We start from the raw sequence: 22077 nt of genomic DNA, 5'->3' as shown, positions 1-22077 counted from the left end.
ATTAATTCTGTTTGTTGGGTTTGATTTGAATAACCCATATGTTATAAAAAAGGTTGCCTTAGGCTTTTTTTCAGTTAGGATTGATTTTTTGATGCACCTCCCTCCTATTCTAAGATAGTGTTGGTTTATGTGAGGTTCTATATTGATTAAATAAATGCTCAGTCATTAAGTATTTGGTGTGGACTATATCGACTTTGCTTTGTCAAACATTTCAACTCACACAATAGAGACCTCAGCGCATTGTGAAGCGGCGTACTGTCGATAATGCTATAATGTGTTTCTGCACAATAGGTGAGCCTAACGTTTTGCGACGATTGTGCTTTCCATCTTGATGAAAGATCGGCTTGTTTGCACAAACGTTCTTGGCTAAGGCACAGTGCTAGCGGAATATCGAGTTGCGGGAGCTCACCCGCGCTATCGGTCAGTTCAAATGATTTCTTTATCGCTAAACAAAAGGCTTCGGCATGCTCAATCGTAATTTTTTCGGCAAGGACAGACTGATTCGAAGCATAATGCTCTCTGACTTCGTCGATAAAATTGCACTGAGGCGCCATTTTTCCATGCTGGTATAATTGTTGTGCAATGCCGAGGGAGTCGAAGAGATTCAGATAACACTGCGTGACGCTGAATTGGCGTTTATTCAATGGGTCAGAAGAAGGTAAGCCGCTGTCGATGACGACAGCATGTGCAAATGGCTTGCCTTGCTGCGTGGCTAACGCTGCCATATGGATAGCTAACTGGCCGCCTAATGACCAGCCTGCGATCATGGCCGAGGTACGCTTGTTTTTCGCAATGACAGTTAAATGAGCTGCGGCCAACTGCGGCAAGGTCACGGATACGCTGTCTCCTGGTCCTGCCAATTCTGGGCAGGCAATGGTTATGATGTTGGCATAGGGGGATAATTTCTCCACCAATCGGGCGTATTGGTGAACTTGTCCACCGGCACCATGTACCAAATACAGCGTGGGTAACGATGGGTTGTTTACCTGCTCGGACAGTACCGACAGTGCTAATGGGGGATTCTGACGAATGCGTTTGGCAAGAGAAGTGAGCTGTTGGTAACCAAGAATTTCCGCTAGCGTCAACTCGACGTTTAAGGCATGTTTAATTTTTCCTAAGAATGTAATTCCGGACAGCGAACTACCACCGTTGCCGAAGAAACTAGCGTGGGGATCTATCTGATTGGGTTCGCAACCCAGCGTCTCCGCCAGCAGCATCTGCAAATGCAGCAACTCTGCCGTGAATGTTTGAGGGATTGGATTACGTTGGGCCTGTAACGGAGTATCGTTTGAGAATAATAATGAACGATCCAATTTTCCATTGCGCGAGAGTGGGAAATGTTCGATGACGTGGTATCGCGTTGGTGTCATATAGGCAGGTAGCGCGGTGCTCACATGTTCTCGTAGTTGCACTTCCGCTTGCGCGCTCGATTTTCCCTCTGACGTCAATGTGATATAGGCCTCTAGGTGACGTGCGCCACTGTCTGGATCGTTGCAGCATACTACGCATGCTTCCGCAACCAGCGCGTTGTTTTTGAGCACGAACTCGATATCGCCCAGTTCGACACGGAATCCTTGTAATTTCACCTGTTGGTCTTCGCGGCCAAGAAACTCGATATAATCGCAACGGTTCCAACGACCGCGATCGCCAGTGCGGTACAGACGACCACCTAGCTCCGAGCACGCTATAAAACTGCCGGCAGTAGTTTGCCGGTCGTGCCAATATTCGCGCGCAACCCCGGTGCCACCGATATAGATATCACCCGTTACGCCATAGCCGCACGGCTTGAGATCTTCATCTAATACCCACATATTCTGGTTAGGTAGTGCTACGCCATAAGGGATTGCGTTTCTGTATTGCGTATCTCGTGATAGGGGATGGTAAATTGACCAGATCGCTCCTTCGGTCGCACCGCCTAAGCTGGTGATGCTCGCGTTGGGACATAGTCTATATGCTTGGGCGATCAACCGTGGTGATATGCGATCTCCGCTCAACCAAATTTGCCGCAGTTCAGGCAAGGAAGCGATGTTTTCCTGCTCGCAATATTGCAGCAGCATTTGCAACATGGCGGGGACAGAGTTCCAGATGCTAATCTGGTGTTGCCGTATTGTGTTTAGCCATGAGGCTGGCTCTTTGGCGTCTTGCGCCGATAAGCTGATGACCGTGGCACCTGCTAACCAACTGCCGAACAGGTCGTAAACCGACAGGTCGAAAGCCAAATCCGCGATGGCTAATATGTTGTCCCGAGGAGAAACATGGAACAGCCTATTCATCGTTAACAGTGTGTTGGTGATGGCACTATGCTCAATTGCCACGCCTTTTGGCGTTCCTGTTGTCCCCGAAGTGTAAATGACATAGGCGAGATCATGCGCTTTTCCTTGTGTGAAATGAAACTCATCGCGCAAGTGGGACGTGGAAAATATTGCATCCAGAGCCTGACAATGGGTACCGAACGGATAGCGAGGGTGTTGATGCGACGCGGTATTGATTACCCAATCGCATCCCGATAACCGGATAACGTCAGCAGCGCGCGCGTCCGGCAGTCCCTCTGCCAGAGGCAAATAGGCTCGGCCAGCCAATAGGATACCGAGTGCCACGATCGCCTGCAGTGCACCGCGAGGGAGATCTATAGCGATCAGGGCTTCCTGGACAGTATGAACTGCTAACCAATGTGCGACAGTACCAGCATGATGCAGCAGTTTTTCGTAGCTCCATACGCGCTCACCTTCGATCAATGCTGGCAGGGCAGCATGTTCGTTACCGGCGCGCCACAACCGCTGCGACAAGTTTTGGTGAAGGAATTCCGGTATCTCCGCACCCGTAGAAAGCTTGCGCAACTGCGCGATATCGGCAGTTGGCGTTAGGGAGTAACGGCCGACGGCCAGCAAGGGATCGCGTACAATTTGCTCAAGCAGTAGCATGTAAGTCTGCGACAATGCTTTGATGCGTTGAGGTGCGAACAGCTTGGCATTGTATTGCCATTCAAATTGAATTCCGTCCACTGTAGAGATGACTTCCAACACCAGATCAAATTTAGGTGGAGCATACTTTCTCGACAGAGTATCAACCTGCGCTGAACCAAAAATCAGTTCGTTGTTTTTGCGATGTTGGCAAACGAACATGATCTGGAAAATGGGATGAAACTTGCCGCGTGCAGGTTTCAATTGCTCAACCAAATAGGAGAAAGGCAGTCCCTGATGCTTAAACGCGCGGGCAAATTTACCGGCGCTTTTTTGCAATAAAGTGCTGAAGTTGTCGTCAGCGGCGATATGAAATTGGTGAGCGACGGTGTTAACGAAACTGCCAACGGCGGCGTTTAACGCCGGCTCGGTTCTGTTGGCGACCGGGCTGCCGATGACCACGCGTTCCGAAGCAGACTCTCTGGCGATCAGCAGAGCGAAGGCTGTGTGCAGTAATGCAAACAGTGACGTACCTGCGCATTTAGCCTGTTGCGCCAAGGCTTGCTGCAAATCGCCCGCCAGCGACTCTCTGACGATGTTTTGCGCTTTATCCGCTGCAGTAATGGCGATGTCATAGTCCAATGTGTGTTTTTCCGGAGCATAGCGCAACTCATCGAGCCAAAACTCAAGGCTATCATTGGCGTTTGCGACAGAAAGAAAAGGATCTTCAAGGAAGCGGAAAAAAGCATGACTGTCGTCATATTGAGGGCGATGTTCTTCATCAGAACAGTAGTCACGGGTGAGTTCGTCAACCAGTAAGTTGGCAGTCCAGCCATCCACTACGCTGTGGTGGAAGGTCAAAAACAGGTAGTGGTGCTGCGCGTTTTTTCTCAGAATATGACAACGTAGTGGGAGTTCTGAACCAAGATTGAACGGAACGCTGCACTGTGCTTCCATAGCGGCCATCACGCTGTTTTGCTGCGCCTCGTCATCAAGTGTGTTGATATCTTCTAGGCAACGTTCAAACATGGTCGTATCGGGGGAAACGATGTCGACGGCGATGTTTTCACCGTCAAGCTGGTAGTGACCGCACAGCGCAGCATGACGTTTAAGCATTTTTTTCAACGCGGAAATCAAGCGTTCGGGCTCAAAGGTTCCGATGATCTCCTTGGCTATCGGGATATTATACATGGGGCTATTTTTTGTGAAGTTGTCGTATAGCCAGAGGTATTGTCCCGCATAACGGTTGACGAGATAGTTCGCTTTTTTCCCTTCGTCCTGCGCGGATTTAGCCGGTGCGCATGTAGATAGAAATGCTGCTATGTCTACTTGCGCGACATCGATTTCGGCATCGGAGATATTGCCGATCTCCAGATGTTGTGACGATAGCTTGCCAAAATTGGCGCCTTTTTTTGCCATTTCCATAAGATGTATCAGGCCTGCCACGCTCATAAACTCACTCCTTCCCGAAGGGTATTTACGTCTTGCTTGTCACTGCGTCCATTACATGGCTGTTGCTTGCTGTTCGCGGCAACCAAATTGAGCCAGTAAGACAAGTCGCAAAGTTGTACTCCAGGGTTTCTTTGTTGTGCTGCAACGAAAGCGGCTTGGTGATCTGTGCTCTCTCCATCGTCGATGCCGATACTTTTAAGTACGCAACCGCGCAGTCTCTCATTGGTGGTATCAAATCGAATGTGGGGAAAGTATCCCAACTGTGCTGAAAGGGCGATCAGTTCGATTAAGCCATCATCGATGAATTTGAGACTGTGATCGGCCTTGCGCAGCAGCATCAGCTTTTCGTGTCGGTACCCATTCAACAGATCTTGTGTGAGCTTGGTGCTGCTTGACGGGTTACACAAAAAAATCATTTTCTGAACTTTTCCCGACAGTGCGTGCAGCAATGGAGGCAGTGTGTTGAGCCAGCACACATATTGCAGAGGTGCTTCTGGCACGTTGAACACCGCTGCGGCTAGCCGCCCTGTAAAGCAATAAGCGTCTTCCTGCGACGTGAGAATATGCGCGTTATGTTCGGAGGAAAGAGACTCCAGCAAACGCCGTTCGTCTGAGCCTTCGGGCTGTTGGAAAAACAGAACCGGGCTTTTCGGCGTGTCTGCATCGATAGATAGACATTGGCTGATGGCGCAGCGAATATCCAGATGGTGTTGACTAAGTCCGTAACGCGAATGTGCCAGCTGTACGAGGTGCTGGCAAAAGTCTGCGAGGCTCGGGTGTTCAAAGATATCCCGCAGGTTCAAATCGAACTGACAGTAAGCGTTAAGTGCATTAATGATTTTTATCGCTTGTAGGGACTCACCGCCGAGAGTGAAAAAATCGCCATCATCACAGCCCAGCGTCCTCAGCCAAATTTCCTGGACTAACGCTTTGAACGTCGTCGAATGCACCTTATCTTTCGGCGTTGATTCCAGGGAGTGCCGTTCAAGCGTACGATAATCGATCTTACCGTTAGGCAGTTTTACCAGCGGCGTTTGATGATGTACGAAGCTTTTGGGGATGTGCGAGTTGGGCAGTTCCCCAAACAGCATGCGTCGGGTAAGCTCATCCAACGGCTGCGGGCCGTGATAATGCGCGTAAAGCACAGTCCCCGCATCGCCACTTTTTGCCAGCACGGCGGCTTCGACAATGCCGGGTAGTCTGGCGATGCAAGCTTCTATTTCGCTCATATTGACCCGCTGCCCAGCGATTTTTGTTTCGTGAACTTTTCGCCCAAGGAATAACAACTGTCGATCATTATCCAAACAGGCGATATCGCCGGTGCGATAGGCAAGCAACTGTCGGCCGTTTACCTCTATCTTCACGAATTTTTCCGCGGTCAATGCTGGCTGATTTAGGTACCCCATAAAGACGGTAGGCCCGGCGATTAACAGTTCGCCATTGCAACCCAGTGGAACCGGAGTGAGATTCTCTCCGACGATCGCAATGAATACGCCGTTGAGTGGGGAGCCAATTGTGATGGGGGCATCATCGTTTTTGACCTCTGCCGCTGTAGCCACCACGGTTGCCTCGGTCGGGCCATAGGAATTGATTAATCGTCTACCACAGGGAGACTGTAAGAACCAGAGATCCCTGGTTCGTGACGAAAGGCTTTCCCCGCCGACGATCACTGTCTTGACGGTTTCCGGCAATTGCAGTTCGCCGCCGAGTGCAAACAGCAACTCGTTAAAATAGGCGGTGGGAAGATCCAACAGGCTAAGGTGATGTGTTGCGCAGAATTCTAACAAGTCAGGAAAACTGTGAGCCGAGGCGTCGGAAGCTACATACAGACTGGCACCAACTGCCAACGTCATGAAAATTTCTTCTATGCTGGCGTCGAAATGCAGAGGGGCAAACTGCAATATGCGGTCATGCGGCCCGATGCTGTAGCGTTCAATTGCAGCGGTGGTGAAAACGTTGAGCGAATTCCTGCCGCAAAGAACACCCTTGGGTACCCCGGTGGAGCCAGATGTAAACATGATATAGCCGATCCCGGTGGGAAACTCGGCATTGCTGACCGGCATCCGACGACGGAAAAGGATGCAATTCGTGTAATCCTTTGGTATAGCGAGCACCAGACTTTGCCAGTGGATCGAGGCGTGGAGCAGTGAATGGCGATTAAACTTGCGCTTGGTTATCAAAATGGCATCGTCAAATTGCTCGAGTAAACGGCAATATTCCGCTTCATTGGCGCTCGAGTTCAGATTAACGAATGGCATATTCAATTGCAGTGAGGCCAACATCAAGATCACGGCCTCTGGCCCTTTGGGCAGGTCGATCAACAGAGCCGTATTCATTGTGCGGACAGGGGCCAGCAAATTGGCCCAGGAGAGCACGTGCTGCTGCAAAAGTGCGTAAGACAGTTCCCTGAGAGACTTTGAAGGATGCTCCGGTGTACATATTGCTAGGCTCTGTGGTGCGTGAGTGACAGTGTGTTCAATGCGTTGCATGACATCGACGACATCGATATCGCGTTCTTTACCACACAGAGAAAGCGGGAAATGCTGCCTTAATTGTTGAACGGGGGCGTTTTCCTGTTCGCTGTGCAGTAATGAGCAAAGCTTTTGTATCGCCAGACTGTGCCGAACCAGGCTCGCCCGATCATAAAGCCCCGAGTCGGCGTCGCTTTCCAACCGAAGCGTCTGACTATCAATATCGGGACGTAAATTGAACACCAGATCCTGAGCGCTCCCCGAGCGTATGTTGCGTACTATGCTGCGCTGCGAGGGAGAAAACGAAGCCGATGCTTCGAAGGGAATAATATTGACCACTATGTTGAATAGCGGAGAGTGACTGGCGTTGCCCCGCATGCTTTTTATCTCTTCAGAACGAAATGCCTGATGCTTTTTGATCTGTTTTAGTTTGTGCTCTATTTCATGTGCCAACTGTAGCCCGGTGGTGGTTTCTTCGATGTTGAGGGCCAGCGGAAGAACGTTGGTTTTGCAGGCTAACGCCTGACGTGCAAGATGCTCCGTGCGTGCCATCATGGGGATGCCGATCGCCTGTGAGTTTTCCCCGGTACAAAAGTACAGATACACCACCACGGCAGCAATGGTTCTCGCCAGCCAGGAAGGTTGATTGGTTTGCAGTGTGAAGATGCCTGCCGAGCATGGAAAAGATTCTACGTGGCGGATAGTTAATCCCGACGGTATGTTGACGCGTGCTAACGTAGTTGGGTTGGGCAGCGAAGCGCTGGTCATCTGCCAAAATTGTTTGTCCGCTTGATAGTCTGCTGACTTTTTGTATTCAGACTCTGCTTTGAGCAGTTTCTCGACCGTTGGCGTCAGAGAAAAACTCTGCGGCTGTAATATTTGATTTCGATAGGTTTCAGCGACTTGATGGATCAGTAGATAGGCACTATAGCCATCAAGCAGCAAGTGATGACTACAGAAGTACCAAAGAAAATGGTTTTCACCCAGAACCAAGATTTTTTGTCTGAATAGCGGAGGCGTATCCAAGGAAAAGGGGTGTCTGACATCCTCCTTTATCAATGCAAGAGCGACGGCCATGCTGTTATCATGGAGTGAGAGATCCACTAACTCCACCATGGTGTTACACGCCATGGTGGATTGATAAGGAACCCCATTGTCCTCCGAGAACATCGCATGAAGCGTAGGTGTTTGACTGATCACAAAATAAATGGCGTGCTTCATTCGCTCGATATCGAGTGGATGGTTTATTTCAACATATTCTGCGATGTTGTAAATGGACTTGTCATTGCTGATCTTGTTACCGTAATAAAATCCAAACTGTGAATCCAGTAATTTATTTTTTTTCATGGTTTCATCCCTGATTTAGTACTTTTTATTTTTTCGCAACCATTAGTTTGCCGGATCTTTTTGCTCGCCAATAAACGCAATCGCTATCTATTATCGGGGCTATGTCTTTAAGGTAATCCATACAGAGTCTGGCACTACCAGGTTGACAGCAGAAATCCAAAATACATAACGCCCCCCCTTCATTCCATTCAGAACTATGGGGGAGGAAAGATGGATCGTTGATGAAACGTGCTAACGTATCATGTCTGAAATAGGCCCAGGTAATATATCCTAAAGGGTTTTCCAAGTGATCAAAAAGGATCTTGAACTGATTCTGATTAATGGCTTCCTGAGTCCATAGTTGCAGTGTTTTAACATGATACAAACTGTAATTTTGATTCATCAACATGCAACTTACGGCAAAGCCCAGGCTCTCATAGCGGCTGAATTTATTTCTGCCATATTGTTTATCTTTGATAAAGCTCACTAAACTCTCCCTTTAGGCTCATTATTGCAATATACTTATTGCCTGGTGCTCGAAACTAATTTGGTATGCCTGCAGCTGTTCTCTGACCTCATTTATTTCACCGTGCCAACTGGCTATTTCCTGATAGATGGTTTCACGGGTCATAAAAGCACGAGGGCTCAGTCTCCTGGTGATGGTATCTTTCATCGTTTTTTGTCGATCGGCAACGGTTATGCCCTGCGACCGTGATTCGTGGAGATATTGCTCACATAACCGATGGAAAGTTTGAGAGAACTGCTCCCCCGCAGTCGTGGCATTTTTTGCAGCAACGCCGCTCGCGCCAGTGTCGATCAACTGGTGTAACAGGATAATAGCCGGATGCGTATTTCCCTGGCCTAGGCCTTGCCGCTGAGTGAAGATGCCGGCGGACAAGTCGAAAATGTTTTGCAGGCGCTCGCCAAAGACTACCCACTCGTTGGTAAGTATCAAGCCTTGTAGAAAGGTTTTATCAAAGCCCGCCATTTCAAGGTTTTCCAGCAAGCGTGTCTGTATATAGGCGTTATTGAAGGAGTCGCTGATACTTTGCCGCGTTGCAGAAAGAAATTCTGTGCCGAATTGATACTTGGCTAAATAGAACCCGAGATCCTGTACGCCTCGCAGCAGCAATGGCGCATCTTGATTCAACTTGTTGTGTTGAATATAGCTGCGCCCAGCGTCTTGCCGATCGCCGGGGAAAACGTTACGCATACCATGAAAATCGAGCAACCGGCCCTGCATATCGCAATTGGAAGGTGACGTCATCATCACCAAATGACGACTGCGGCAAAAGGCAATCTGGGTTGCAAGACGTTGGGCCAGTTCACAAAGGCCATAAAAGGCGCGTTCTTCTTGCGTTAATGCAAGCCACTGTTCCTCATCCAGCATCAAGGGGCGCGGTAACAAAGAGGGAACGGCAGCGATCAATTTTTCTACTCGGATAGTATCCGTTGGCTGCGAGAGCATTGCTGCATGGGGTTGATAGTAGGGAGCGCGGCAAAAATGGGCGGGGCGCACAACGGGTTCTCGCACTAATAAAGCCCGACGGCCGTGTATCGTCGACGATGTTAATGGTGCGTTGCAGATGCTGACATTATCAGCTAGCAATATCGCTTTATTGGACACCGCACCATAAGGCAGCAGTTTAGCCATTAAATTTCCCCACAGCGCTTCTAACACTGCGCCCGTAAACGTCAGTTCACCGTCGACCTGTTTGGAACCTATGCCAACTAATGCATTGGCACCGATGCCTTTAACCTGCCAGCGACCATCAAAACCGCAGCGGGCTCCACCGCCGTTGTGTGAGATCGCACCGCCACCATAGCGTTCGGCATAAAACAATTTTTCATCGGCTAAAAGTTGGCTGTGAGGATCGAAACACGAATGCCGTTTATTATCCTCGATAAGGTAACTTGCCTCAGTCTTCAGCTCAGCCAATACATCACTGTCTAAGGGATTGTTCCAAAGCAGCTGGGTGTCTATTTTTTTTGCCGTAAAGGGAACCAGATATTCAGTAAGCGCAGAAAGGCTATTCATTTTCATTTTTCCAGTATCTGAGGACTCAACTAGGTAGCAGTATCTGTTGTAACTCGACAGCTAATGAATTTGGCATCGGTGATTTTCTATTTTGTTTATGCAGCCGAAAACCAAAGGCGTCGGAGATACCTTCAAAACCATAGAGAAACGATAGTTCAATACCCGTTTATTGTTTCATATAGACTCCTTTCGTATGAGAGGTATCATCAAGATCCTATTGGAAAACCATAAATTGCCGATGTTGTAATTACCATCGCGTAGTTAAGCGTTTTCTGTTTCTACAATAGTAAAATGAGCTGCCAATATGATAATGCAAATGACAATGATACTCATTTAATAAATAAAGCTATAGCGATTATCATGAAAAGTCAATAGAGTATTGTCATTATTCCTCACTAAGTCCGTTGGTACATGGAATATCCCGCCATACTGGCTTTCCCAGACAGCCCAATGCCAGTTTTTATATTGATGAGAGCGTGGATACACCATCTAAATATTATTGGTATCTATAATTATTGATCATTGTGGCTCGGATGAAAGGAGCAGGGGAGGTAGCATTTGCTCAAGGGTAAATATCACTCCATGCGTGCACAGAAGATGCCTGGGAAAGTTTTTATCACTTGCTTAGGTACGTGTTACCTGTATTTTCGCATTTTAAGGTCGCTGAAGTTATTCGAAGGTTCAGACAGAAATCGGGTTTTTTTGCCTGCAAATACCACAACTCCGCATTTTGCAGTGGTTGTTTTCCCTAACCCTGTATTAGGATGGTTTTCGGGTTGATGGGCTGTTCGCTTGCCAATCACCGTCTTTTTCTTCTTTATAATTAATAATAACAACAGGTTAAAATGAAACGTAAAGATGCGGTTCGCCAGGAGCTGGAACGTCTTACCCTTACGCTTAGCCGGGAAACGCTGGAACAAAGCGCTGGTGGTTTCGCCGCAGAAACCATCGCTTTCAACCTGGGGCTGGCGCGTAACTCCGTCAGTAAAGATCTCAACGAGTTGCACGGTGAGCGGTTGGTCATCAAGATTAAATCCCGCCCGGTACTGTTTTTGCACCGGGCAGTCTGCGAGCAGTTGATTGATCAGTCGTTGCCAGATGACAGGCTGGAAGCCAAAGACTTGCTGGATCTATTACCCGCCAAAGCCTTGCCGCAGCCAGCCAGTGATGACCCTTTTCATACGGTAATTGGTTATGACCGCAGTCTGCGGCTGTCAGTAGAGAAGGGCAAGGCGGCGGTGCTTTATCCCGGTGGATTGCATGTGTTGCTTACCGGGCCTTCCGGGGTGGGAAAAACCTTCTTTGCCGAGGTGATGCACCAATTCGCCATGGTGCAACAGCCACAGCGCCAAATCCCGTTGGTGTATTTCAACTGTGCCGAGTATGCCCATAACCCGGAGCTGCTTTCATCCCATTTGTTTGGTCACAAACAGGGGGCGTTTACCGGTGCGATTGAAAGTAAACGTGGTCTGATCGAACAGGCGGATGGTGGCTTTCTGTTGCTCGATGAAGTGCACCGCTTGCCCTACGAAGGGCAGGAGAAACTGTTTTCGATCCTCGATAAAGGCGAATACCGGCCACTGGGTTCAAGCGATAAAGCCCGACCTATCAGCGTACGGTTGATTTGTGCTACCACCGAAAGCCCAGACTCTACGCTGCTGCGCACTTTCCTGCGGCGTATTCAGGTGTCGATTGCCATACCGGCGCTGCGGGAACGCTCGCTGGAGGAACTGGTAGAAATCATTACCGGTTTCTTACAGCTTGAGAGCCGCAAGATTGGTCGCATTATCCGCCTGGATAAGGGGTTGCTGCTCTATCTGCTGGAAAAACCACTGAGCGGCAACATCGGCCAACTCAAAAGCGATATCCAATTCTTTTGTGCCCAGGCTTGGGCCAGTGGGATGGGACACAGTAGCCCAAGGTTGCTGCTGGATAAGCGGCTGATGGACGTACCGCACTCAGCCAGCGCAAGCAGCCGCCTGCTGGTGGATGCGCTATTTGGTCAGCAGGAGTATCTGGACATCAGCTCACAGCCTATGGAGCAGCTCAAGCAGCATCTGAGCGCCTTGAGCAGCGAGCAGGACAGCGATCTGTTTTACACCTATCTGACGCGCGAATACGTCAACCTGCGCAACAGCAATGTGCCGCCGCAGGAAACCCTGTCAATCCTGAAGAACAAGCTACGTACCATTTTTGAATATGGGCTGTACAGCCGCAACGGTGGGGAAAGCGAGGAACGCTATTATGGCGGCCAGGTTGAGCAACGCATCACCCTGTTAATCGGCTGCATTGAACAGGTGTTGGGTTTCCCGCTGCCACAGAATATGGCCGGCCATCTGCGCAAACACCTGCTGGCGCTGCTTTCCTATGTGCAGAAAGGGCTGATCCCTAACCTATACTCCTCCAGCCTGATCCTGGATTACTGCAAGGATGAGTACGACAACGCCAACCAGCTATGCCGCAAAATCAATGAAATCTTCCACATCCAATGCCCGTCGACTGAAATCGTCTACCTGTGCCTGTTTTTGAAGGAGTGCCGCAGTTTCCGGCAGCGCAAGGAGGTTAACCCCGATTGTGGTGCCATGTTGATCGGCCACGGTACCACCACGGCCAGCAGCATGGCGCACTATGTCAATCGGGTGCTGGAATGTGAGCTGTTTACCGCCATCGATATGCCGTTTGAGCAGTCGGTGCATGACACATTGGAATTACTGATCGCCACACTGCGGGAAAAGCGCTATCAGCGCTTGATCCTGATAGTGGATATCGGCTCGTTGGTGCACTTTGCCAGCACCGTCAGCAAACTGTTCCACATCGATGTGCTGCTGATCCAGAACATCACCATGGGGGCGTTGCTGGAAATTGGGCTGGATCTGACCTATGAAACCAGTGATTTCGCCCCCTTGATGGAACTGATGGCCAGCAAAGGGATTGCCCATCAGCTTTATGACCAGCGTGAAGACGAAACCGGCAAGGTGTTGGCCATCTCCTGTATTACCGGGATGGGCACGGCGGTGAAGATCAAGAAGGTGCTGGAGGAAAGTTTCGGTGAGCTGATGGCGGAAGACACTCGCATGGTATTGGTGGATTACAACGAAGTGCGTAGCCTGGAGCGGTTGCGTCAGGCGATTGGGGGCAACGAACGCCTGGTGGGGATCGTGGGCACCTTCCAGCCCGGCTTGCCGGATATTCCGTTTATCGCATTGGAAGAGCTGTTCTCCGAACAGGGGCCGGAGCTGGTACTCAGCTTGTTGAACCCGGACCTTGGCAGTGCCGAACGCCAGTTGCAGGTGGAGCGTTGTTCAATGCGCTTCATCAGTGCGCTGACGCTGGAGAGCATCATCAACCATATTTCCGTGCTCAATCCCCAACGTATCCTGCAAGAGATCGAAGCGGTGTTGCATCAGATTTGCCGCACGTTGGATCTACAGCCCTCAAGGCAAGTGACACTTCGCTTCCTGATCCACTGCTGTTGCATGGTGGAGCGTATCGTTTTAAGCCACAAACCGTTACAGATTGCTCTGGATGCCCAGCAGGATATCGATCAACAGGCGTTTTCTGTCATCAAAGACGCGTTTTCACCGATTGAACGTGCCTATTCTATCCGCCTGTCCGATGCGGAATATTTTTATATCTACGAGCTACTCTACCGCTAAACCCCACCCTGGCGGGCCTTGATGGCCCGCTCACCACTGACCTCCTCCCGGCGTGCCACAAAGTTGGCACAGGCATTGCTATATCTCTAGGGAACGGAAATTTTCGATGACTTTCAATAGATTGCCAGGAGGCCATTTTGGCTGCATTACCACAGATTTTACTACTGACCCACGGCGGCTGGGGCCAACAACTGCGTGAAAGCGTCCGCATGGTGATTGGAGAAACCAGTGGGGTATTCGATATCGCGCTGATGCCGGTCGACACGCTGGCGGAGTTCCATGAGCGCGTTGAACAACAGGTGAAAACCATGCCGGAGGGCTCATTGATCCTCACCGACTTTATCGGCGGCACTACCTCCAATGTGGCGGCACGATTGAGCCGTGACTACGCCATCGGTGTGATTTCCGGCCTGAACGCCACCTTGCTGCTGGCCGCTATCGATTTACGCGAGCAGGGCAATCTTCTCAGCCATCTCGATGAGTTGGTTGAACTGGGGCGCAACAGCTGCCTCGACGTAGTTAAACAAATTAAATCAATAACATCAGGGGAATAATCATTATGGCTAACATCGTTTTATGTCGCATTGACAGCCGTTTGATCCACGGGCAGGTCGTCACCAAATGGGTTGGGCAGTCACAAGCCAACCGTATCGCGGTAGTGAGTGATGAGCTGGAAGCCGATCCGTTTATGAAAAGCATCTATCTGATGGCCGCTCCGCCGAATGTGAAAGTGGATTGCTATGGCAACCAGAGCTTTGCGGCGGCTTGGCGGGAGAACCAGCTGGGAGAGGGCAATGTGTTAGTGCTGTTCCCGAATCTGGCTGCGGTGCAACAAGCGGTGGTCGACGGGTTTGACGTCAAAAATATCCAGGTGGGTGGCCTGGGCGGTGGGCCGAACCGTAAAGCGGTATTCCAGAACATTACGCTGGATGAGGCTGATGTGGCGATCCTGCGTGACCTCCAGCAACGCGGTGTGACGGTGTTCTTCCAGACCATCCCGGAAGACAAGCCGCAGGCACTGGCAGATATTTTGAAGAAGTTCTGATATTCGGCGTCTGATCGATTAGGAGCAATAACATGGATAACTTGACCGTTGCCATCTGTATGGGGCTGTATTACTGGTTTGCCCGCCTGCGTTTGGGTTACACCCTCTCCGGTATGTTGGTACAACCCATCGCCATCGCGGTATTCGTCGGCTTCCTGCTGGGGGATATGAAAACGGCGATGATTATCGGTGCCGGGATGCAGCTGGTGTATCTGGGCGTCACCTCTACGCCGGGCGGCAACGTCCCTTCAGATCCGGCGCTGGCGGCTTGTATCGCACTGCCTATCGCCGTGAAAGCGGGGATGGATCCTAACCTGGCGATCGCGTTGGCAATCCCGTTTGGGGTGATCGGCGTGTTCGTTGACCAGTTACGCCGCACCGTGAACGCCGTCTGGGTACATATGGCCGATAAGCATGCGGAAGAGGCCAATATCAGCGGGATCATGCGCTGTGCCTTCCTGTATCCGGCGCTGCTTGGCCTGGTGATCCGCTTCCCGGTGGTGTTTGCCGCCAACTATTTCGGCCAGGGCGTGGTCGAGAAATTCCTGGCGCTGATGCCACACTGGCTGACCCACTCGTTCGAAATCATGGGCGGCATTCTGCCTGCGCTGGGCTTTGCGATCACCATCATGGTGATCGGCAAGAAAAGCCTGCTGCCTTACTTTATTGCCGGATTCTTCGCGGTGCTGTACCTCAAGGTCGACATCATGGCGATGGCCATCTTCGGTACCTGCGCGGCATTCCTGGTTAAAAACATGGCCAAAGGTGAGGGAGCCTGATCATGAGCAGCGACATCATGCAACACGAACTGGTGGAAAGAGCACGGCAAACCAACGTGCTGACCAAGCGGGACATCACCAAAGCCTGGTTTATTTACTGGCTGGGAGCCGAAGTCTCCAACTCTTACGAGCGTTTACAGAGCCTGATTTTCTGCGCCTCAATGACGCCGATTATCAAAAAGCTCTATCCGCAGAAAGAAGAGCAGGTTGAGGCACTGAAACGCCACCTGAACTTCTTCAACAGCGAACAGACCTTCGGTGCAGTGATCCAGGGCGTAGCCATCGCCATGGAAGAACAGAAAACCCGTGGCGAGCCGATTTCCGATTCGTCCATCACCGGGATCAAAACCGGCCTGATGGGGCCGCTGGCCGGGATTGGTGACTCGGTGGTCTGGGCGGCGATCATGCCGCTGCTGATTGCCATCTTCATACCCTTCGCGGCCAACGGCAGCGCCATGGGCGGCATCATGCCGGTAGTGCTGTATACCGTGATCACCATGGCGATCAGCTACGGCTTGGCCCACAAAGGTTACACGCTGGGAAGGGAGTCAATCATCGGGCTGTTGCAAGGGGGCAAGATAAAAGAGCTGATCTACGGAGCCAACGTGCTCGGGCTGATCATGATGGGGGCGCTGTCTGCCAGCTACGTCAAGATCACCTCGCCGCTGAAAATCAGCGCGTTGGAAGGCTCCGAAGTGGTGGTGCAACAGATCCTGGATTCCATCGCCCCCGGCCTGTTGCCGCTGGCTGCGGTGTTCTCGATCTACTTCTATCTGGTCAAAAAAGGGCCGCGCTATACCACCATTCTGCTTTCGGTGGTGGTACTGAGCGTGGTGTGTTCCCTGTTAGGCATTTTGTAATGGAGCAACGATGAATATTTATCAACGGCTCGGGCTGAAACGGGTGATCAATGCCAGTGGCAAGATGACCATCCTTGGTGTTTCTTCGGTGCCGAAAGAAGTGATGGCCGCTACGGCCGAGGCGGCGTCAGCCTTTGTGGAGATTGATGCGCTGGTGGATCGCGTTGGCGAACTCATCTCTCGGCATACCGGTGCGCAAGACAGCTATGTGACTTCCTGCGCTTCCGCCGGGGTGGCGATTGCGGTCGCGGCAGCTATTACCCAAGGGGAAGCGGACCGGGTGGCGCAGATGCCGTGCAGTGACGGTCTGGCGAATGAGATCGTCATGCTGCGTGGCCACAATATTGACTACGGCGCGCCGATCACCACCGCTATCCGGTTAGGAGGCGGTAAGGTGGTTGAGGTGGGACAAAGCAATCTGGCGGCCCGCTGGCAACTGGCAAAAGCCGTCACAGCGCAGACGGCGGCACTGTTTTACGTTAAGTCGCATCACTGTGTGCAAAAAGGCATGGTGACGCTAAGCGATTTTGTTGCCGTGGCCCGCGATGCCGGGTTGCCGCTGATTGTGGATGCGGCCGCAGAGGAAGATTTGCGGGCCTACGTGGCTGCCGGGGCCAACATGGTGGTTTACAGTGGAGCTAAAGCGTTGGACGCACCAACCTCCGGTTTTGTCACCGGCGATCGACATTGGATCGCCTGCTGCAAGGCCCAGCATAACGGCATTGCGCGCGCTATGAAGATCGGTAAAGAGAACATGGTGGGGCTGGTGATGGCACTGGATCATTATCAGCAGCATCAGCCGGACTGGAGCCGCCAATTACCGGCGCTGCGCGATCTGGCACAGCAGATATCCGCGTTGCCTGGCCTACAGGCTGAAATCGAACAGGATGAAGCCGGGCGAGCGATTTATCGGGTGCGGGTAAACGTGGACGCCTCCAGGCTAGGATTAACCGCCTATCAGGTGGAAGAGCAACTGCGCACTGGCGAGGTGGCGATTTACACCCGCCATTACTGGCTGAATCAGGGCGTCTTCAGCTTCGATCCACGGGCGCTGCGCGACGACGATTTTGCGTTGATTGTGGCGCGGCTGACGGAAATTGTGCAACAGGCCAGGGGGCAACATGCAACAGCTTGATTTTTACCAGGGGCGAGTGGCCATCAACGTGCTGGCCAAAGATATTCCTAACGCATTACAGGTACACCATGCCGCCGAAGGACATGCTGCTATCGGTGTGATTTCGGCGCAGTTTACCAACGTGGAACAGGGTGTGGCCGAGGTGAAGCGCTGGATGGAGCACATCCCGGCGATTTCCGTTGGCCTGGGGGCGGGGTCAGCGGCACAGTTTTATAAGGCGGCGATGATTGCGGCGGCCACCGCGCCCGCACACGTCAACCAAACCTTCACCGGCTGTGGTTTTGCCGCGGGTGCATTGGCAGCCCGTGGCATCAGCAATACCTGCATTAATGCCTTGATCTCGCCTACCGGCACGCCAGGGAAGGTGATCATTTCCACCGGGGTTCACAGCAGCCAAGGCGAGCCTGCCGTGGTGAGTTGTGACAGCGCGGTGCGTATGATCCTCGATCTGGGGGGGCACGCGGCCAAATTCTTCCCGATGGGCGGCTTATCGTCGTTGGCAGAACTGCGCGCATTGGCGGAAAGTTGCGTACGCAATGGCATGACCATGATCGAACCCACCGGCGGGATCGATACGCGAAACTTCCTGCCAATACTGGAAACCTGCCTTGACGCTGGAGTCGCAAAGGTGATGCCACACGTTTACAGTTCCATCATCGATCCGCACAGCGGAGAGACCCGTGCCGAAGAGGTCGCATCGCTGCTGGAAGGCATCAAACAGATCCTGCGCTAAGGCGCGTGGCGCTTGAATCTGCCGCACTTACCGGTTGCTGACATTCTTGCAAGGCTCAGATGAAAATCCGAGCCTTTTTTAATTTTTGAAAACATTAACGTTCTTATTTATAAACCATTTTTTTTCGCTAAATGTGAAAACGGCGGTTTGCTTTCTGATTTTCGCTATGGTAAAACTAATGCAGTTGAAAATTTTACATTCATGAGGATATTGGGCAAATCGCACGGTGTGCGGCTGAAGATAGAGAATAATTATGATGAAACTTAATGGAACGCCTCTCAGAACATCTTGTTGCCAACTTTTCCTTTCTGCCATTCTTGCCAGTGAGCATCACTGGTGCAGCGAGCTATAGCGTCTTTCTCCCTTAACCGGTGCTGATGACAGGGTTTACTTCCCGTCGTTTGGCGTTGCCGGACAAACTTCTTTAATACGTTTGGGTAGGTTTATCCCCAGAGATTTCTGTATCTCAAGCGCCGCCGTGCGCCTGTTTGATGAGATAGATTGGGATAAATACGCCTTAGCGTGCGTGATTCGCCGTTTGGGAGAAAAATTATGATTTATTGGATCTTTTTAGGCTTTGCCATTACCGCTGAAATTATCGGCACCCTGTCCATGAAATACGCTAGCGTCAGCGGCGGTATGACCGGACACATCGTCATGTACGTGATGATCACCTTGTCTTACATCATGCTGTCATTAGCGGTAAAACGCGTGGCCCTGGGCGTTGCTTACGCCTTATGGGAAGGGATCGGCATCCTGTTTATTACCCTGTTTAGCGTGATGCTGTTTGATGAGCCAATCTCGGCGCTGAAAGTGCTGGGTCTGGTGGCGTTGATTGCCGGGATCCTGCTGGTGAAATCCGGCACCCGCAAGCCACGAAAACAGGTCAGCCCACGAGGTGACAACCATGCAACAGCTTGAGTTGTACCACATTGGGTTTCTGGCTTTGGCCATCGTACTGGAGATTGTGGCCAACATCTTTCTGAAGATGTCTAACGGTTTTAGCCGAGTTTGGCTGGGGCTGTTGTCTCTGGTGTCGGTATTAGGGGCGTTCAGTGCGCTGGCGCAGGCGGTGAAGGGGATCGATCTTTCGGTCGCTTATGCGCTGTGGGGCGGTTTCGGTATTGCTGCCACCATCGCTGCCGGTTGGATCCTGTTCGGTCAACGGCTCAATGCCAAAGGCTGGATGGGGCTGGCCCTGTTATTGACGGGGATGGTCATCATCAAACTGGCTTAACAGCCAAATAATAACCGCAGGTATCTACTCTTGGATTAAGGGTATGGCCTGCGGTTTTTTGTTTTACAGCGCCGCGATGATCTTGATTTCAACTTTGTATTTAGGATTCATCAGACGTGCTTCTACGGTACAACGTACCGGTGCGTTGCCTGCAACTACCCAGGCATCCCAGGCGGCATTCATGGCGGCAAAATCATCGCCGTTGGCCAGGAAAATGGTGGCGTCTAAAATCCGGCTCTTGTCCGAACCCACTCGCTCCAACAGTACATCGATAGCGGCCAAGGTGTTGGCAGTTTGCGCCGTAGCGTCATCGTCGAGATTTTCCGGGACGCTGGTGTAATAAACGGTGTCATTGTGGATCACCGCTTCTGACCAGCGCTGTGCCGGATCAATTCGTTCGATATTCATGCAATTATCTCCTTATCATCAACGTCATAAGCGTATCACAGCTAGCAACGGATGTGTGTGTGGATAAAGTCGGTGGTAGCGGCGTGGCAGGCTTGGCATAATCACCGCTGAATGATACCGGCAGAGAGATAGCGTGGCAGACGATTTCGCACCAGAAGGCGCATTGGCGCAGGCAATTAAAGGGTTCAAACCCCGTGAACCGCAAAGATTGATGGCAGAGGCGGTAACGGAAGCCATCAATTTCAAACAGGAACTGGTCGTCGAGGCAGGAACCGGCACCGGTAAAACCTACGCCTATCTGGCACCGGCGCTGCGTTCAAAGCGCAAGGTGATTATTTCCACTGGCTCCAAGGCCTTGCAGGACCAGCTTTACGCTCGCGATCTGCCCACCGTGGCCAAGGCATTAAAATATAAAGGCAAGCTGGCGCTGCTGAAGGGGCGTTCCAACTATCTGTGCCTGGAACGTCTGGAGCAGCAATCCATGGCCGGTGGCGAACTGGCTGGCCAGACGCTGATCGATCTGGTGCGGCTGCGCAGTTGGTCAACCCTGACGGAAGAAGGGGATATCAGCTCCTGCAGCGATGTGGCGGAAGACAGCTTTGTCTGGCCATTGGTGACCAGCACCAACGATAACTGTCTCGGAAGCGATTGCCCGCTGTATAAAGAGTGTTTCGTGGTCAAGGCCCGACGCCGGGCGATGGACGCCGACGTGGTGGTGGTCAACCATCATCTGTTTCTGGCGGATATGGTGGTCAAGGAGGGCGGTTTTGCCGAACTGATCCCGGAAGCGGACGTGATGATCTTCGACGAAGCGCATCAGATCCCGGATATCGCCAGCCAATACTTCGGCAAGCAGCTGACCAGCCGCCAACTGATGGATCTGGCCAAAGACATCACCATTGCCTACCGCACCGAGGTACGCGACAGCGCACAGTTGCAAAAGAGCGCCGATCGCCTTAGCCAGAGTACGCAGGATTTCCGTTTAGCGCTGGGAGAACCGGGTTTTCGCGGCAACCTGCGCGAGGTGCTTACTCAGCCTAACGTCCAGCGCGCCTTGCTGTTGCTCGATGATGCGTTGGAGCTGTGTTACGACGTGGTCAAGCTTTCCCTTGGCCGTTCGGCGTTGCTGGATGCTGCCTTCGAGCGTGCGACGCAGTTCCGCGCCCGTCTGAAGCGGCTCAAAGAGGTCAACGAACCCGGCTTCAGCTATTGGTATGAATGTAACTCACGCAGTTTTGTGTTGGCGCTGACGCCATTGACGGTATCAGACCGCTTCCGCGAGATGCTGGATGAAAAGCCGGGCAGTTGGATTTTCACCTCGGCAACGCTGTCGGTGAATGAGCAAATGGGTCACTTTACCGATCGCTTGGGGCTGAATAAGGCCAAAACCTTACTGCTACCCAGCCCGTTTGATTATGCCAATCAGGCGCTGTTGTGCGTGCCACGTTTCCTGCCTTCGCCGAATCAACCTGGTGGCGCACGCCAACTGGCCCGGATGCTGCGGCCAATGATTGAGGCCAACCTGGGCCGCTGTTTCTTCCTCTGCACCTCGCACCAGATGATGCGTGAGCTGGCCGAAGAGTTCCGCGCCACCTTGACGCTGCCGGTGCTGTTGCAAGGGGAAACCAGCAAGGGTCAACTGTTGGCGCAGTTTGTCGAGGCGGGCAATGCGTTACTGGTGGCAACCAGCAGCTTCTGGGAAGGGGTAGATGTGCGCGGTGATGCGCTCTCCTGCGTGATTATCGATAAGCTGCCGTTTACCTCGCCGGACGATCCGTTGCTGAAGGCGCGCATTGAGGATTGCCGTTTGCGCGGCGGTGATCCGTTCAACGATGTGCAACTGCCCGATGCGGTGATTACGCTGAAACAGGGGGTTGGCCGTCTGATCCGCGATACCGACGATCGGGGCGTGCTGGTAATTTGTGATAACCGCCTGGTGATGCGCCCTTATGGTGAAGTGTTCCTCAACAGCCTGCCACCAACGCCGCGTACCCGCGATCTGGCACAGGCTATTGCCTTTCTCAAGGGTGAATAGGC

General features: G+C 51.8%; 15 protein-coding genes. 10 read left to right on the top strand and 5 right to left on the bottom strand.

Annotation, left to right across the window (positions count from 1 at the left end; all coding sequences use genetic code 11):
* Window positions 1–158: 158 nt before the first annotated feature.
* The 4 genes from ABIE29_RS08315 to ABIE29_RS08300 are packed head-to-tail and all read right to left on the bottom strand — an operon-like array spanning window position 159 to window position 10193.
* Window positions 159–4352, bottom strand: coding sequence for a non-ribosomal peptide synthetase (locus tag ABIE29_RS08315; RefSeq protein WP_429617877.1), 4194 nt, complete (start codon window positions 4350–4352; stop codon window positions 159–161).
* Entirely contained in the window at window positions 4349–8170 is a 3822-nt protein-coding gene (locus ABIE29_RS08310; RefSeq protein WP_429617876.1) for an AMP-binding protein, read from the bottom strand. Before ABIE29_RS08310 ends, ABIE29_RS08315 begins: the two co-directional genes overlap by 4 nt.
* A 25-nt stretch (window positions 8171–8195) precedes the next feature.
* On the bottom strand, window positions 8196–8636 hold the full coding sequence (locus tag ABIE29_RS08305) for a toxin-activating lysine-acyltransferase (protein ID WP_429617874.1): 441 nt from the start codon (window positions 8634–8636) through the stop codon (window positions 8196–8198).
* A gap of 21 nt (window positions 8637–8657) precedes the next feature.
* Window positions 8658–10193, bottom strand: a complete 1536-nt coding sequence (locus ABIE29_RS08300; RefSeq protein ID WP_429617872.1) for a hypothetical protein — start codon at window positions 10191–10193, stop codon at window positions 8658–8660.
* A gap of 839 nt (window positions 10194–11032) precedes the next feature.
* Between ABIE29_RS08300 and dagR the strand changes: the two genes are divergently transcribed.
* The 9 genes from dagR (at window position 11033) to mdtI (ending at window position 19632) form a co-directional block, all read left to right on the top strand.
* A complete protein-coding gene (dagR, locus tag ABIE29_RS08295; protein WP_429617870.1) occupies window positions 11033–13843 on the top strand; it encodes a transcriptional regulator DagR in 2811 nt (936 codons plus the stop codon).
* A gap of 137 nt (window positions 13844–13980) precedes the next feature.
* On the top strand, window positions 13981–14397 hold the full coding sequence (locus tag ABIE29_RS08290) for a PTS sugar transporter subunit IIA (RefSeq protein ID WP_429617869.1): 417 nt from the start codon (window positions 13981–13983) through the stop codon (window positions 14395–14397).
* A 5-nt stretch (window positions 14398–14402) separates the two neighbouring features.
* On the top strand, window positions 14403–14888 hold the full coding sequence (locus ABIE29_RS08285; RefSeq protein ID WP_429617867.1) for a PTS system mannose/fructose/N-acetylgalactosamine-transporter subunit IIB: 486 nt from the start codon (window positions 14403–14405) through the stop codon (window positions 14886–14888).
* 32 nt (window positions 14889–14920) lie between these two features.
* The gene (locus ABIE29_RS08280; RefSeq protein WP_021806649.1) at window positions 14921–15667 is read left to right on the top strand and encodes a PTS mannose/fructose/sorbose/N-acetylgalactosamine transporter subunit IIC; all 747 of its coding nucleotides are present in this window, start codon (window positions 14921–14923) and stop codon (window positions 15665–15667) included.
* The gene (locus ABIE29_RS08275) at window positions 15667–16527 is read left to right on the top strand and encodes a PTS system mannose/fructose/sorbose family transporter subunit IID (protein WP_161629439.1); all 861 of its coding nucleotides are present in this window, start codon (window positions 15667–15669) and stop codon (window positions 16525–16527) included. Before ABIE29_RS08280 ends, ABIE29_RS08275 begins: the two co-directional genes overlap by 1 nt.
* 10 nt (window positions 16528–16537) lie before the next feature.
* A complete protein-coding gene (dgaE, locus tag ABIE29_RS08270) occupies window positions 16538–17662 on the top strand; it encodes a D-glucosaminate-6-phosphate ammonia lyase (protein WP_429617865.1) in 1125 nt (374 codons plus the stop codon).
* Window positions 17649–18395 (top strand): 2-dehydro-3-deoxy-phosphogluconate aldolase, encoded by a 747-nt coding sequence (gene dagF / locus ABIE29_RS08265; RefSeq protein WP_161711657.1) that lies wholly within the window; start codon window positions 17649–17651, stop codon window positions 18393–18395. The genes dgaE and dagF overlap by 14 nt, the downstream gene beginning before the upstream one ends.
* 552 nt (window positions 18396–18947) lie before the next feature.
* A complete protein-coding gene (gene mdtJ / locus ABIE29_RS08260; RefSeq protein WP_024528744.1) occupies window positions 18948–19316 on the top strand; it encodes a multidrug/spermidine efflux SMR transporter subunit MdtJ in 369 nt (122 codons plus the stop codon).
* Complete coding sequence (gene mdtI, locus ABIE29_RS08255) at window positions 19303–19632, top strand: multidrug/spermidine efflux SMR transporter subunit MdtI (protein ID WP_021181166.1); 330 nt, start codon at window positions 19303–19305, stop codon at window positions 19630–19632. Before mdtJ ends, mdtI begins: the two co-directional genes overlap by 14 nt.
* 63 nt (window positions 19633–19695) lie before the next feature.
* Here mdtI and ABIE29_RS08250 read toward each other — a convergent pair whose 3' ends face one another.
* The gene (locus ABIE29_RS08250; protein WP_429617862.1) at window positions 19696–20040 is read right to left on the bottom strand and encodes a RidA family protein; all 345 of its coding nucleotides are present in this window, start codon (window positions 20038–20040) and stop codon (window positions 19696–19698) included.
* 133 nt (window positions 20041–20173) lie between these two features.
* On the opposite strand from ABIE29_RS08250, the gene ABIE29_RS08245 reads away from it, so the two are divergent.
* The gene (locus ABIE29_RS08245; protein WP_429617861.1) at window positions 20174–22075 is read left to right on the top strand and encodes an ATP-dependent DNA helicase; all 1902 of its coding nucleotides are present in this window, start codon (window positions 20174–20176) and stop codon (window positions 22073–22075) included.
* The last annotated feature ends 2 nt before the right edge of the window (window positions 22076–22077 follow it).

The sequence above is a fragment of the Serratia sp. 2723 genome (assembly GCF_050434425.1).
Taxonomy (GTDB): Bacteria; Pseudomonadota; Gammaproteobacteria; order Enterobacterales; family Enterobacteriaceae; genus Chania.
This window is presented reverse-complemented; position numbering and strand designations above follow the sequence as displayed.

What these genes read in the sequence shown, in the direction of transcription:
- ABIE29_RS08315 (WP_429617877.1), bottom strand. Translation starts at nt 4,352, where the DNA reads ATGAGCGTGGCAGGCCTGATACATCTTATGGAAATGGCAAAAAAAGGC.
- ABIE29_RS08310 (WP_429617876.1), bottom strand. Translation starts at nt 8,170, where the DNA reads ATGAAAAAAAATAAATTACTGGATTCACAGTTTGGATTTTATTACGGT.
- ABIE29_RS08300 (WP_429617872.1), bottom strand. Translation starts at nt 10,193, where the DNA reads ATGAAAATGAATAGCCTTTCTGCGCTTACTGAATATCTGGTTCCCTTT.
- dagR (WP_429617870.1), top strand. Translation starts at nt 11,033, where the DNA reads ATGAAACGTAAAGATGCGGTTCGCCAGGAGCTGGAACGTCTTACCCTT.
- ABIE29_RS08285 (WP_429617867.1), top strand. Translation starts at nt 14,403, where the DNA reads ATGGCTAACATCGTTTTATGTCGCATTGACAGCCGTTTGATCCACGGG.
- ABIE29_RS08280 (WP_021806649.1), top strand. Translation starts at nt 14,921, where the DNA reads ATGGATAACTTGACCGTTGCCATCTGTATGGGGCTGTATTACTGGTTT.
- dgaE (WP_429617865.1), top strand. Translation starts at nt 16,538, where the DNA reads ATGAATATTTATCAACGGCTCGGGCTGAAACGGGTGATCAATGCCAGT.
- dagF (WP_161711657.1), top strand. Translation starts at nt 17,649, where the DNA reads ATGCAACAGCTTGATTTTTACCAGGGGCGAGTGGCCATCAACGTGCTG.
- mdtJ (WP_024528744.1), top strand. Translation starts at nt 18,948, where the DNA reads ATGATTTATTGGATCTTTTTAGGCTTTGCCATTACCGCTGAAATTATC.
- mdtI (WP_021181166.1), top strand. Translation starts at nt 19,303, where the DNA reads ATGCAACAGCTTGAGTTGTACCACATTGGGTTTCTGGCTTTGGCCATC.
- ABIE29_RS08250 (WP_429617862.1), bottom strand. Translation starts at nt 20,040, where the DNA reads ATGAATATCGAACGAATTGATCCGGCACAGCGCTGGTCAGAAGCGGTG.